The 14,258-nt window shown below is 47.9% G+C and carries 15 protein-coding genes; 5 read left to right on the top strand and 10 right to left on the bottom strand.

What is annotated here, in order from left to right; translation table 11 throughout:
- Positions 1–45: 45 nt before the first annotated feature.
- The 8 genes from A3750_RS06050 to A3750_RS06015 form a co-directional block, all read right to left on the bottom strand.
- The gene (locus A3750_RS06050) at positions 46–885 is read right to left on the bottom strand and encodes a septal ring lytic transglycosylase RlpA family protein (RefSeq protein ID WP_068451258.1); all 840 of its coding nucleotides are present in this window, start codon (positions 883–885) and stop codon (positions 46–48) included.
- Positions 882–1,850, bottom strand: a complete 969-nt coding sequence (gene mltB / locus A3750_RS06045; RefSeq protein WP_068451275.1) for a lytic murein transglycosylase B — start codon at positions 1,848–1,850, stop codon at positions 882–884. The genes A3750_RS06050 and mltB overlap by 4 nt, the downstream gene beginning before the upstream one ends.
- Positions 1,851–1,957: 107 nt before the next feature.
- Positions 1,958–3,103, bottom strand: coding sequence for a rod shape-determining protein RodA (gene rodA / locus A3750_RS06040; RefSeq protein ID WP_197466083.1), 1,146 nt, complete (start codon positions 3,101–3,103; stop codon positions 1,958–1,960).
- Positions 3,100–4,971: a penicillin-binding protein 2 gene (gene mrdA / locus A3750_RS06035; RefSeq protein WP_255374871.1), complete on the bottom strand. Its 1,872-nt coding sequence runs from the start codon at positions 4,969–4,971 to the stop codon at positions 3,100–3,102. The genes rodA and mrdA overlap by 4 nt, the downstream gene beginning before the upstream one ends.
- Before the next feature lie 43 nt (positions 4,972–5,014).
- Entirely contained in the window at positions 5,015–5,485 is a 471-nt protein-coding gene (rlmH, locus tag A3750_RS06030) for a 23S rRNA (pseudouridine(1915)-N(3))-methyltransferase RlmH (protein WP_068451253.1), read from the bottom strand.
- Complete coding sequence (gene rsfS / locus A3750_RS06025; RefSeq protein ID WP_068451250.1) at positions 5,485–5,850, bottom strand: ribosome silencing factor; 366 nt, start codon at positions 5,848–5,850, stop codon at positions 5,485–5,487. The genes rlmH and rsfS overlap by 1 nt, the downstream gene beginning before the upstream one ends.
- A 29-nt stretch (positions 5,851–5,879) precedes the next feature.
- Positions 5,880–6,503, bottom strand: coding sequence for a nicotinate (nicotinamide) nucleotide adenylyltransferase (nadD, locus tag A3750_RS06020; protein WP_068451246.1), 624 nt, complete (start codon positions 6,501–6,503; stop codon positions 5,880–5,882).
- Positions 6,504–6,509: 6 nt separating this feature from the next.
- Positions 6,510–7,766: a glutamate-5-semialdehyde dehydrogenase gene (locus A3750_RS06015; protein WP_068451243.1), complete on the bottom strand. Its 1,257-nt coding sequence runs from the start codon at positions 7,764–7,766 to the stop codon at positions 6,510–6,512.
- 237 nt (positions 7,767–8,003) lie between these two features.
- On the opposite strand from A3750_RS06015, the gene cysD reads away from it, so the two are divergent.
- The 5 genes from cysD (at position 8,004) to A3750_RS05990 (ending at position 12,554) form a co-directional block, all read left to right on the top strand.
- The gene (cysD, locus tag A3750_RS06010; protein WP_068451239.1) at positions 8,004–8,912 is read left to right on the top strand and encodes a sulfate adenylyltransferase subunit CysD; all 909 of its coding nucleotides are present in this window, start codon (positions 8,004–8,006) and stop codon (positions 8,910–8,912) included.
- Between the two features lie 73 nt (positions 8,913–8,985).
- A complete protein-coding gene (gene cysN, locus A3750_RS06005) occupies positions 8,986–10,614 on the top strand; it encodes a sulfate adenylyltransferase subunit CysN (protein WP_068451266.1) in 1,629 nt (542 codons plus the stop codon).
- 69 nt (positions 10,615–10,683) lie between these two features.
- Positions 10,684–11,700: a nucleoid-associated protein gene (locus A3750_RS06000; RefSeq protein WP_068451236.1), complete on the top strand. Its 1,017-nt coding sequence runs from the start codon at positions 10,684–10,686 to the stop codon at positions 11,698–11,700.
- Positions 11,701–11,796: 96 nt separating this feature from the next.
- Positions 11,797–12,111: a Bor family protein gene (locus A3750_RS27280; RefSeq protein ID WP_068451233.1), complete on the top strand. Its 315-nt coding sequence runs from the start codon at positions 11,797–11,799 to the stop codon at positions 12,109–12,111.
- On the top strand, positions 12,108–12,554 hold the full coding sequence (locus tag A3750_RS05990) for a hypothetical protein (protein WP_068451229.1): 447 nt from the start codon (positions 12,108–12,110) through the stop codon (positions 12,552–12,554). The genes A3750_RS27280 and A3750_RS05990 overlap by 4 nt, the downstream gene beginning before the upstream one ends.
- A gap of 10 nt (positions 12,555–12,564) precedes the next feature.
- Here A3750_RS05990 and A3750_RS05985 read toward each other — a convergent pair whose 3' ends face one another.
- Positions 12,565–13,893: an MATE family efflux transporter gene (locus A3750_RS05985; protein ID WP_068451224.1), complete on the bottom strand. Its 1,329-nt coding sequence runs from the start codon at positions 13,891–13,893 to the stop codon at positions 12,565–12,567.
- Positions 13,890–14,258 (bottom strand): TrmH family RNA methyltransferase (locus A3750_RS05980; protein WP_304440177.1); only part of this gene is annotated, 369 nt, incomplete at its 5' end. The genes A3750_RS05980 and A3750_RS05985, both read right to left, overlap by 4 nt.

The following is a 14,258-nucleotide window of genomic DNA, read 5'->3' as shown; positions in this document are numbered from 1 at the left end:
TATGGCCTTGCGAATCACCCGAGAACATTGATTCAACGTGACTTATTAGGCGTCGGGCGCCTTTATCGAACGAGTAATAACTTGTGGCTTACCAATTCCTTCCTTCGTTAACACGAGCGCAGCCTTTTTGGCTACACTTTCTGATTCAAAGGGCCCCACTCGAACACGATACAAAAGACCTCGATCTGTCTCTGTATCCGCTAAAAAAACAGTTTGGCCTTTGAGCACAGCTTCCGTTCTCTTTCTCATGGCCTCTGCCAGATCGTAGCTCGAAAACGCGGCCACCTGTAAAAATGGCGCTAACCGATCTTCTACAACGACAGCCGAGCCAACGCCCGAATTCTGTGGCGATTTTTTACTCGTTGGCTGGGTCATTAATCGCTCAAGTTGAACTCGTGCCGTACCCTTGTCTTTAAAGCCTAGCTTGATTGCTGCAGCATAGGACAGATCAATAATTCGGTCACTATGAAAGGGCCCTCGATCGTTTATTCTAACCACTAACTGACGGTTGTTTTCTAGGTTAGTTACTTGAACATAACTTGGAAGAGGCAAGGATTTATGCGCCGCTGAAAAGCTATACATATCATAAATTTCGCCATTTGATGTGAGCTCACCGTGGAACTTAAGGCCATACCAAGAGGCATAACCTTCCTCTTGATACGCCGCGTCTGCCGCGAGCACCCGATAAGTCTTCCCTCGAACCTCGTAAGTCGCCGAATTCCCCTGCCGACTTAAGGGCTCCCACTTGGGCTCAACCAACGGGACATTACTCGCATCAAACTGACCAGATGGCTCTGCATCTTGGTCAATTTTATATCGACTCGGTTTCGTTGAGCATGCAACCAAAACAACACACGCAACAACTACAGCAACGACGCGAATCATCTGGCCTCAAAAATCTCTTTAGAGAGCTGATAGACGGCCATCGCATATAAATGACTATGGTTATAGCGCGTAATTACGTAAAAATTATGCCATGCCAACCATGTTTCTTGTCCCTCATCGCCTTGCAAGTCTAAAATCTTAACCGCCGCGTCATCAGGAACCTCTTCAAAACCAAGCAAACCCTTCGCTCTTAGGTCGGCCATCTGATATTTCGGCTTCAAGCTTTTGTTCAGCAGTCCTTGGTAATCAAGATCAGATAAGTCAGCCCTTTCAGCAACCGGTTTTCCCTCATGCCAACGATGCTCTTTAAAGTAATTCGCAACGCTGCCAATGGCATCTACCGGGTTATTCAAAATATCAACAACCCCATCACCATCAAAGTCAACAGCGTAATGCCGATAACTGCTAGAGATAAATTGGCCGTAGCCCATCGCGCCCGCATAGGAACCTTTCAGATCGGCAACGTTAAAACCCTGCTCACGCGCCAGCAGGAACATCTGAGTCAATTCTTTCGTAAAGAATTTGCCACGCGGTTCATAGTCAAACCCTAGCGTTGTAAGCGCATCGAGAACACGATAACTTCCCTTGTTCTGTCCATACCGAGTTTCTACGCCGATAATTGCCGTAATGATCTCTTTAGGGACTCCAAACTCCGACTCTGCGCGCTCGAGCACAGCTGCATATTTGAGCATAAACTCTTTGCCGAAACGGATACGCTTCTCAGTTAAAAAGATCTTTGAATACTCTGCCCAATTGAGTCTCTTCTCCGCGGGCCGAGAAATGGCTTTCAAAATAGATTCTTTTCGCTCAGCCTGCTTCAGAGTATCCCGCAAAAACCCCTCTTCAAACCCGTGTTCATTAACCATCTTATCGATAAACGACTGCGCAAGAGGGTGCTCAGAATAATCCGCCCGAACCACTCCAGACGCAAAAACCATTAGCACCAAAAGACCGACAAACTTCATTTTCACACTACATCCGTTATCTTGAAGAAATGAGGGCTTAGTGTAGTGCGAGCTCAACATCCATGGCTACGATCATGGGCAACTTTCTAATTAAGATTTGGTAGGCTTTAGCGCGACAAAAATCGGCGATGAGTATGAATGGACATGATAACGCCGAAAGCCGCCATCAATGTAATGACTGAAGTACCGCCATAGCTGACTAGTGGAAGTGGAACTCCAACAACCGGGAGGATACCGCTCACCATACCAATGTTTACAAACACATAAACAAAGAACGTCAATATCAGGCTTCCAGCTAGCAATCGGCTATACGAATCCTGCGCTTTAACGGCGATATATAAGCCTCTTACAACAATTAAAAAATACAAGAACAACAGACCAAGCACGCCCAAAAAACCAAACTCTTCGGCACAAACCGCAATAATAAAATCGGTATGACTTTCCGGAAGAAAATTTAACTGGGATTGCGTACCTTCCATCCAGCCTTTTCCGGTCAGACCTCCAGACCCGATCGCCGTCTTCGATTGAATGATATTCCACCCGGCGCCCAAAGGATCGCTCTCGGGATCCAAAAAGGTAAGTACCCGCTGCTTCTGGTAATCACGCATGACAAACGTCCACATAATTGGAGCGAAAGACGCAACAATCACCGCAAAACCTGTCACTATCTTCCAAGATATACCAGCAAACAAAATGACAAAAAGACCAGCAGAAGCGATAAGGATGGAGGTACCAAGATCTGGTTGCTGCACGATCAAAAAAACAGGAACAAAAATGAGAAAAAGAGCGCCTAACACATCTTTAAAGCTCGGCGGCAAATAGCGGCTTGATAAATACCACGCAGCCATCATCGGCACGATCAATTTCATCAACTCCGATGGCTGAAAACGGGGCAAGCCAGGTAACTGCAACCAACGCTGAGCCCCTTTTGCGCCGACCCCATAAAACATCACGCCCAAAAGTGCTAGCACACCTAGAACAAACAACACCACTGACCAACGCTTGAAAAAACTGGGTTCGAACTGAGCGACCACTATCATGACACCGAAGGCGGCTACAAAACGGATGGCCTGACGCTCTACATGCACCCAGCTTTCGCCACTCGCACTATAAAGAATTGCAAGACCAACTACAGCGAGCACCAGTAGAAGACAGAGCAATATAGGATCAATATGCAGCCGATAGAAGAGCGATTTTCCTTTGCCTAAGTGGTGCTCCGCTCCAGGCATATGCCTTAAAAAATCACCCCTCATCGCAGCCCTACCAATTCGTCGTCATGAGACAACTTTAAAATCCATTCATCGAACAGTGCTCGCGCAATCGGCGCTGCCGTGCTGCTTCCGCCACCACCATTCTCAACTACAACGGCCACAGCTATTTGAGGGTCGTCCGCCGGTGCAAAGCCGATAAACAATGCATGATCACGGTGCCGCTCAGCGAGCGCTTCCGCGTCATATTCTTCGCCTTGAGCAATTGCGACCACTTGAGCTGTTCCCGTCTTCCCTGCGATACGATACTCGGCATTACGCCCACTTCCTCTCGCCGTGCCTTTTTTTGAATGCATAACGGCCTCCAAAGTGTCGACGATATACTCCCATAAGTCCGGTTTATTGAGCTTAATATCCTGACCTTGGTCAACGCGCTGATTCAACACGATAGATCCATCCTTGGTACTTTTGAGCAATCGAGGCGCCTTCCATACCCCTCGACTCGCAAGCGTTGCAGTCATTGTGGCTAGCTGCATCGGCGTAGCCAGCATAAAGCCCTGACCAATCCCCATATTAAGCGAATCTCCCGGGTACCAAGCTAAGCCACGCCAAGCGCGCTTCCACTCTCGGCTGGGCAAGATACCTGAACGCGCTTCTGACACATCGAGCGCGCGATTCTCACCAAAACCAAAGTAACCAAGGTAACGGGACATTTCATCGACGCCGAGCTTGAACGCTAGATCATAAAAATAGACATCACACGACTGAGCAATCGAATCCAGCAAATTGACCTTGCCATGCCCTTCTCGCTTCCAATCACGATAGATTCTTTCATCATTCTTGAGCTGGTAACGACCATAATCCATAATCGTGTAATCAACTGTAGTTGCCCCAGTATCAAGCCCCGCCAAACCAATCACTTGTTTTATCGTAGACCCCGGCGGGTACTGACCTTTTAAAGCACGGTTGAACAGAGGCGTGTCGAGAGAGTCTCTTAACTCGGCATAACTTTTGTGATCGATTCCAGTGACAAACTTATTCGGGTCATAGCTCGGCGTACTTACTTGGGCAATAATTCCCCCAGTCGACGGTTCAATTGCAACTAACGCAGCGCGGCGCCCCTCTAAAAGCTCGATCGCTCGAGCTTGTAAGCGCGAATCCAGATGCAACACAAGGTCTTTTCCGGGTTCGGGCTCGACCTGATCAAGACTCCTTAAAATTCGATTGCTAGCGTTAATTTCTACTGTTTCAAAGCCAACCGTTCCATGCAATTCTCCCTCATAAAAACGCTCTACTCCAACCTTGCCGATATAGTTCGTTGCCGAATAATTGCCTTGATCCAGCTTCTCAAGCTCTCTTTCATTAATTCGTCCGACATAGCCAACAGAGTGCGCGGTCATCTCCCCAAGCGGATAGAATCTTGCTAGCTCCGCCTCTATCTCAACACCTAGCAAATTGTGCCGACGAACCTCAATCCTCGCCACTTCCTGCTCATCCAAATTACTCTTCAAGATAACGGCCTGGTAGGGTCTGCGCGGGCGCTTTAAGCGCTTGTGAAACCCTTGAATGTAGCGCTCATCAATATCGATGATAGCCTCCAGACGTTCGATCAACACATCAAGGTCATCCACCAACTCAGGAATGATGGCCAAGCTGGAGATGGTGCGATTATCAGCTAGAAGCACTCCGTTACGGTCATAGATCAGCCCTCTCGTTGGCGCAACAGAACGCAGCTGCATCCTGTTTTTATCGGAGAGCGTTTGGTAGTGACCGTGATTCGTCACCTGCAAGTGATACATACGAACAACAAGACCCACCAGCATTGCCAAAACAATGAGCAGCGCAATAACACTGCGAACTGCGAAAATACTTTTTTCACGGTTCGCGTCTTTAATATGATGGGTATTGCGCACGAAGGAAGGATGCCCTGTTTAATTATGTTCTTATTTCGAACTGCTAGGCTCGATGGTAGGGATGATTTTGATTGATTGAGTAGGCGCGGTAAAGCTGTTCCGCTAAAAGAATCCTTACTAGAGGATGAGGAAGTGTCAAAGGTGAGAGCGACCATTGTTGGTTTGCTCTATCGCGACACTCGTCACTAAGGCCATCCGGCCCTCCCACCAGCAGACACACATTATCGCCGCGCATCTGCCAACTTTCGAGTTCGCAAGCCACCTGCTCAGTAGTCCAAGGCTTGCCTTTCACTTCTAGCGCCACGACCCAGTCTCGATCGGCAATAGAGGTTAAAATCGCATTACTCTCAGACTGAATCGCTCGCTTGAGATCTGCCCCCTTCGAACGATTCCCCAAGGGAATTTCGACAAACTCCAACTTCAGTTCTCGCGGAAGTCGCTTCGAAAATTCTTCAGTTCCCGCTACGACCCATTTAGGCATCTTCGTGCCAACCGCGATAACCTTAACTTTCATTAGTTTAGTCGAGCACTATCCGTGGGCATTACCCCTTCGTCAGCGGAGCCGAGCCAAAAACGCTCTAAATCATAAAACGTGCGCGTTGCCGGCATCATAACGTGCACAACCACGCCACCTAAGTCGACCAAGATCCAATCTGAGCTTGACTCGCCTTCAATACCCACAGGTTTGATCCCGCGGTCTTTTGCTTCGCTTATTACGTTATCTGCTAGGGATTTGACATGTCTAGAGGAGGTTCCGGACGCGATCACCATAAAATCGGTTACGCTGGTACGGGGCTTAACATCGAGGATGCTTATATTGTCGGCTTTCAGGTCTTCAAGCGCTTCAATAACGAGGTCTTTCATTTCTTCTGCTTGCATATTTGTCAGGCTATACCTCACGACAGAGATTAATAATAAAGGCGATTATTACAGATAATCTGATGAACCGCATCAGGAACGAGATATTTAATGCTCAAATTTTGAGCTATTTTACGTCTAATGACAGAACTCGAGATTTCGAGCTGCGTCACGTCAAGCAAATACACCTTGCCTGCTCCACATTCTTCCAATTCTGCCACAGTGCTGGCGAACTCGAAGCCCAATCGACGAAAAACGTCCTCTAGCTCAAAGCTTGAGTAGTCAGGTCGCTTCAAGACAACCATATGACAAAGCTCGGCAAGCTCGTCTGCTTTATACCAGGAATCCAAACCCAAGGCTGAATCGGTACCAATTGCCATTACGATTGGCGAGTTCCCACCCTTCGAGAGCTTGCTTAGAGTGGTAAAAGAGTCACTCACACCCTCTCTCTCAAGCTCGCAGGCGTTCACAGCAAGGCGGGCGTCGCCTTCTACTGCGGCCTGAATCAAAGACAGACGAGCTTCAGCCGACACGTTTAGCTGGGATTTATGAAGAGGAATCTTACACGGAACAATATCTACACAGCGACCCGAGAACGCCTCAGAAAGCTCCGTTGCGATTCTTAGATGCCCGATATGAATCGGGTCAAAGCTGCCACCGAAAATAATCTTCATTAATGACTAACTACGCACGTGCCCGTCACCAAGAACAACATACTTCTCTGATGTTAGCCCCTCAAGACCAACTGGCCCGCGCGCATGAATTTTATCCGTAGAAATTCCAATCTCCGCCCCCAGCCCGTATTCAAACCCATCCGCAAAGCGCGTAGAGGCGTTAATCATCACCGAGCTCGAGTCAACACGAGTCAAAAACTCACGACCACGAGTGTAATTCTCTGTAACGATAGAGTCGGTGTGGTGCGAACCATAACGATTAATATGCGCTATCGCCTCATCAAGCGAACTGACAACCTTAATCGACAGTATTGGCGCCAAATATTCCGTTTCCCAATCCTGCTCAGTTGCTGCAACGCAATTGGAAAGAATCGCTTGCGTTTTCGAGCATCCGCGAAGCTCAACACCTATGTCGTTATATGCAGCTTCTAAACGCGGAAGAAGCTCTTTCGCCCTTGCTGCGTCAACGAGCAAGGTTTCCATCGTATTGCATGTACCGTAACGATGGGTCTTCGCATTAATCGCTATGCTCTGTGCTTTTTCCGCGTCTGCAAACTCATCAAGATAGACGTGACAAATCCCATCCAGATGTTTAATCACGGTTACTTTTGAATCACGACTGATACGCTCGATCAAGCCCTTGCCTCCGCGAGGTACAATGACATCAACATACTCAGGCATGGTAATCATCTCACCTACTGCCGCACGATCAGTCGTCTCGACTACCTGCACAGCTGTCTCGGGCAGACCTGCTATTTTGAGCCCCTCTGCAATACACGCTGCCACAGCTTGATTCGAATGAATCGCCTCGGAACCACCACGAAGAATCGTTGCATTACCGGACTTAATACAAAGACTTGCAGCCTCAACCGTTACATTCGGTCGCGACTCATAAATGATACCAATCACGCCAAGCGGTACACGCATTTTGCCCACTTGAATACCGGAAGGCATGTATTTCAAATCGTTTATAACGCCGATAGGGTCAGCGAGCGCTGCAACTTGCTTGAGACCTTCGATCATTGTGTCGATTCTACCGACGGTCAGCTCCAAGCGATCGAGCATGGCCGGTTCGAGCCCATTCGCCTTTCCATTTTCTAGATCTTGCTGATTCGCCGCGACCAAATCAGCACGACGCTGATCCAGTATTTCTGCGGTTGCTAATAAAGCGCGATTTTTCTTTGCAGTGCTTACCGCGCCCATCTCCGCAGCAGCAGCACGAGCCGATTGGCCCAGATCAGACATATATTCTTTTACGTTCATGAGTGTCTCTAACAGAATTACATCAAGGCAAGGCCTTGCCGTGAAATCGAAAAGAGCGATTATACGCGCCTCTAACCAGAATGACGAATCCATAATTTACGCAAAAACAAACGCATATACATATTCCAAAAAGATACGACCAGATTGCCTTGAAAGGTTTTTTAGGAATAAATGCTTCTGGTATAGTGCGCCAATCAAATATCGATCATTTCGTCTTAGCTATGAGATACAAACACTATGTCTGACCACAAAATGACGCACCTAAAGCAACTCGAAGCCGAGAGCATCCACATTATTCGAGAAGTTGCGGCAGAATTCGACAACCCCGTTATGCTTTATTCCATTGGCAAAGATTCAGCGGTGATGCTGCATCTCGCCAGGAAAGCTTTCGCCCCAGGAAAACCGCCATTCCCATTAATGCACGTAGACACGACTTGGAAGTTTAAAGAAATGATCACGTTTCGCGAGGAAACAGTCGCGAAGTACGGGTTCGATCTGATCGTCCATACCAATCAAGAAGGTGTTGATGCAGGCGTGGGTCCGTTCACTCACGGGAGCGCGAAGCACACAGACATCATGAAAACCCAGGCGCTTAAACAAGCATTGAACAAGTATAAATTTGATGCTGCTTTCGGTGGTGCTCGCCGCGATGAAGAGAAATCTCGTGCAAAGGAGCGCGTGTATTCATTTCGTGACGAAAACCACCGCTGGGATCCCAAAAACCAGCGTCCAGAGCTTTGGAACATTTACAACGGCAAAATCAATAAAGGAGAGAGTATTCGAGTATTCCCCCTCTCAAACTGGACAGAGCTAGATATCTGGCAATATATCCACCTTGAGGGCATTGAGCTCGTTCCACTTTACTTCGCAGCCAAGCGTCCAGTCGTCGAGCGCGATGGCACACTCATTATGGTCGACGATGATCGCATGCCGCTCAAAGAGGGCGAAGTCCCAGAGATGAAATCAGTTCGATTCCGCACCCTTGGCTGCTATCCGCTTACTGGCGCAGTAGAGTCAGAAGCCGCCACACTGACGGACATCATCCAGGAAATGCTGCTTACAACAAGCTCAGAACGCCAAGGTCGCGTTATCGACCATGATCAGGCTGGCTCAATGGAGCAGAAGAAACGCGAAGGCTATTTTTAGGCGTTGTTTAAGACGCTCAAGCAACCAATTCAAGATGGACAAGGCCGTTATCGGCCAAACTAGAGAGTATTACATGTCACACCAATCCGAATTAATTAGTGAAGACATCAACGAATATCTAAAGCAACACGAGCAAAAAGAGCTTCTACGCCTTCTTACTTGCGGCAGTGTTGACGACGGCAAAAGCACCCTCATCGGTCGACTCCTTCACGACTCGCAAATGATTTACGAAGATCAGCTCGAAGCGATTCGCAAAGACAGCGTTAAAAGCGGCACAAACGAAGGCGAGATAGATCTCGCTCTTCTTGTTGATGGCTTACAAGCAGAGCGCGAGCAAGGTATTACAATCGATGTCGCGTATCGCTATTTTTCAACGGCCAAGCGCAAGTTTATTATTGCTGACACCCCTGGACACGAGCAGTATACGCGTAACATGGCGACAGGCGCTTCGACCGCCGATCTCGCAATCATATTGATTGATGCTCGCCAAGGAGTGCTCACCCAAACTCGACGCCATAGCTTCATCGCATCTTTATTAGGGATCAAGCACGTCGTTGTGGCCATCAACAAAATGGATCTTGTTGATTATAATGAAGGCCGTTATAACGAGATAAAAGACGACTACCTTAGCTTTACCTCTCAACTGGGTATGCATGACATTCGTTTTGTACCCATCTCAGCGCTGAAAGGCACGAACGTTCTGACGAATAGTGAGCTTACTCCGTGGTTCAAGGGCGAACCTTTAATGCAGATCCTCGAGAACGTAAAGGTAGCCGACGACAAAAACTTTAAAGACTTCCGACTTCCTGTTCAGTATGTAAATCGCCCCAACCTAAACTTTCGAGGATTCTGCGGCACGATTGCGTCCGGGGAAATCAACAAAGGTGACGAAGTCATCGCTCTTCCCTCGAACAAGCGAAGTACCGTGAAATCAATTGTTACCTATGATGGCGACATAAGCAGCGCCTTTGCAGGACAGGCAATTACGCTCACACTAAACGATGAGATTGACGTTTCGCGCGGCGACACTTTAGTTAAATCAGACAGTATTCCTAGCGTTAGCCAAAGCTTTTTAGCCAACATTGTCTGGATGAGCGAAGACGCAATCTCACCAGGAAAGCTAATCGATATTAAGCTAGGTTCAAGCACATCATCAGGATCTATTCGAAGAATTGAACATGCCGTTGATGTAAACACATTTGAAGAGCAGCCGGCGACAGAACTCAACCTGAACACAATCGCGAAGTGCGAACTTATGCTCAGTCAACAAGTGGTTTTTGACCCTTATGATCAAAGCAAGTACACCGGCTCATTCATTCTAATCGACCGACTTAGTAACGTAACGGTGGGCGCAGGAATGATCGTTGAAGAAACTGATCATTCAGCTAGTGATGATTGGACTCCGGTAACCGCTGATGAAAAAACGCGTCGCTACGGCCATACCGGCAGAACTATTCTGGCCACTGGCTCAAAAGGTAATGAGCTTGCAAGAGCGATAGAACGACGCCTCTTCGATGCTGGTAAAACCACCATTTGCATTAGCGCAGACGAATTGAGCTCGGAAGCACTGAATAAATGTGCACAAGCATTGAATAATGCAGGACTCATCGTCGTGGTCGCAGCCCAAGACCTAAAAGATTTTGATGACAAGGTTTCAGCTGACTCAGAAGCTGATATCATTGCCGCCCTCAAAAATCTTTAATCATGCGGGCTGAGGTTACTTCTTCAACCTCAGCCCGACACGACCTGCTAAGCGTTTTAAAAGGGCATTATGGCGATTCGCAACCTTGTTTTTCATAAACTTACTCGCTGGCAAGACGACCAGCCCTCCTCGATTACTCACGGGGCTTTAATAGATTCCCCTAACGCAGACCACCAAGCGCTTTTTAGCCAATTTAAAAAACTATTCCAGTTTAGAGCAGGCAAACTGTTCGGTGAATTTAACAGCGAGAGCGCAGAAAGCCACTTCAAGCCCTGGCTACAAGAAGTAATCAATGGCAGCTTAAGCTTTCTAAGCTTTAGTGAAAAATATCTCAGCCAGCTAAAAGAGTTAGTTGATAAGACGCCCGAATCTGTGGAACGGCATGTACTGATGATCGACGAGGATCACGCAGACGGCGATCGTTTCTGGATCTTCCTTTTGGAAGATTCAAGCGGCTTGATGCTTGAAAGTGACCAAAACCTGAGCACAGTTGATTATCTGAACACATCCAAGCTGGAGCTAGCAGTAAAGGTCGACGCAACTTCTTGGCAATCAGGAGATGGTCATTCTCCGTACCTTACAGTTATAAAGGGCCGCGGCGCGGCAAAACTCGGTGAAGCTTTCGTTCAAAGCATCGGCTTCCAAAGCAGTATAGACACACAAAAAGAAACCGAAACACTGATGGAAGTGCTTGCTAGTTACACCAAGGACAGCTCACCGGAAGAGTCGACACAGGTCAGACAACGCGCTTATGATTTTTGCGTGGAACAGCAGCAGCTTGGCGAGGCAGTTCCCTTGACAGAGTTGTCTGGTTATCTAGATGAAAATCAACCCTCTCGCTTTGCGCAATATGCAGAAGAGCGCGCGCGCATCGCCCCGGAGAAAGAGCTTCGCCCTGATACACGCAAACTAAAGCACCTCGTGCGAATGTCGGGCAAAGGAAATGGTTTAAGCCTCTCTTTCTCTTCTGATCTTTTTCAGCAAACAATCCTCTACGACGAACAGTCTGACACGCTCACGATTACATCGATTCCTAAAACATTAAAAAAACAACTAACCGAATATCTAAAAGAAAAACAAGACTAACAAGTGTCTGATACGGAATGACAACAGGATCACGCGCTAAAGGCCATGCCGTGTGTATAATGCAGCAACTTTTAGCGCGAACTTACACTAAAAACAATGAAATCGCTTAGATTAACCATTCTTACTCTCGCCCTTGCCTTCTTAAGCGGCTGCGCCGCAATCACAATTACCGAGAGCGGCGACCCAGACTTCTTATATCGCCCTCATTATAAAGAAAGTAAACCGTTCTTCTTTTGGGGTATGTTGGGCGAACACCGCGTGAACACGCAAGAAATTTGTCGCGGCCGGCCAGTTGTGCAAATGCAAACAAAATTTGAGCCGATGGACATTCTCTACGCCACAATAACGCTCGGTATCTATATGCCACGAACGGCAAAAGTCTGGTGCGAAAGAAAGGTTGTAGCGGAATGAAACTAATTCAAGCGATTTATAAAGCCCCGAAACGCTTAACGCCGATTATTTGTGCAGCATGCCTGCAAGCTTGCGCGGTGATCCACTTTGAAAACGGGCCAGTCGTGCCTGATCCAAGCCCTGACATCGGCTTTGACTGGACGCTTGGCTTGCTCTCAGACTCTGATGCAATGCCAAATTTACAATACGATGCCGCAAGCAGCATCCGTTATCGTCGCTGGTATCACCACGCGATATTTTCACTAGCAGAAATCAGCAACCCACTTCAGTTGAAAGTCGATTGTTCAGGCCTTGAATGGAACCAAATTACTACCGAAGTCACACCAACAGACTTCATCGTCGGGCTGACCGACAATATCCTGCTATACAACGCAAATTCGTGGGCTCTCGATCTCTGGTCTCCCTGGAGCATTGAGTACTCTTGCAGAGACCGGCGCCGATAAGAATTTTTAGCTAAAAGGCCTTTTTATACGCTTTTACAACTAAACCAAAAAGCAAGATCGCACTCAAACCCAAGCCCAACCCCATGCCACTCCAGACACCAACGGGCCCAAACTTCTCACCCAAAAAATATGCAGCAGGGAAACCTAGCCCCCAGTAACTAATTGTCGCAACAATAGTTGGAGACGCCCCAAGCTTAAAGCCTCGGAGCACTCCCATAAGCACAACTTGCCAACCGTCAACCAACTGAAAAAGCGCACCGACAAAAAGCATTAAGCTTGCAGTTGCTAGCAGAGACTCGAACTCCTGTACTGCGAGCTCATCATCCACAAAAAAAGCAACTAGCATATCCGGCAATAACCAAAACACTAGCCCAGCGCACGTCGCAGTTACACTCGCAATCACCAAACCATATTGAATAATCTGTCTAGTCTCGTGCGGGTTTCCTGCGCCGAAATGCTTCCCCACCTTGACCGATACAGCCTGCGACAAACCTAAGGGCAGCATGAACGAAAGCGTCACGCATTGCAGAACAATTTGATGCGCTGCCAGAGCATGAGCCCCCATCGCACCCACCAATAACGCAGCCGCTGAAAACATTCCGACCTCCATCGCATGCGCGATGGCAATTTGCAATCCAAGCCGATAGGTCTCAATCACACTAGAAACCCGAAAATGCTTCCAGTCACGCCAAAATTTGAAAGGCTTGAATGCCTCTTTCTGATAGATAAAAACAGCCATCGCTACGGCCATCATAATTGAGACGATCAACGTTCCAGCTGCGACGCCCTGCACTCCCATTTCAGGAAGCCCGAAGCTACCAGTCATTAATGCATAGCTAATTGGATAGTTGGATGCCGCTGCAAGAATGCTAACCGGCAAAACAGCACTTGAATCCCCCAACCCTAGAGCCAAGCTTCTCAAAAGAATAAAGCAAAATGCCGGTAACAACGCCCAAACCACCACATCAAGATAAGCGGTGGTAATCGGCAGAATATTTGGATCTTGACCAAGGGCAAGTAAAATCGGCGTCGCGTTCACAATCAGCAAGCCAAACACCAGAGACAATATTAAGACCGAGCAGACACCTGAGAGCAGCGCGGTGTGTATGCCCTCCGCTTTATTTTGACCAAATTCAAAAGCAATAAGATTGGCTGTAGCCGTCAGCACACCTATGCCAACGATATGAAAAAACTGGAACACCATGGTCCCCAAAGCCCCGCCTGCAAGGACCTCGACACCAAGTTTTCCAAGCAAGACCGTATCGACGAACCCCATTGAGGCAAACGCCAACTGACCAACGATCATTGGCAATGCCAACTTAACCAGCTTTGTGATCACTCGCTCGGATTATCCAGTCTATCTGCGCGAACTCGCGCATACCATTGTGAAGGATTGATGATTTCGCCGTCGTCTGGCGAAACGGGAGGATAGTCCAATTCATGCTCATGACAATATTTGGCGATGTTCGGGTGCGCCCAACGAAAGAATGTCCGCTCATACTCATGGCGATCAAGCCGAGGTCTATCGTACATTCCCGCTGACTGCCTCTGCCGCTGAGCTTCACTAAGAATAATCGCTGCCGCTACAGACACATTGAACGATTCAACCATTCCCATCATAGGTATAATAATATGCCTGTCGACAAGTTCAGCTGCCTCATCGCTTACACCTTGTTTTTCATTGCCAACTAGGATCGCACAAGG

This window comes from Oleiphilus sp. HI0079, assembly GCF_001635105.1.
The sequence above is the reverse complement of the archived record's forward strand: the minus strand, read 5'-3'. Positions and strand labels throughout refer to the sequence as shown.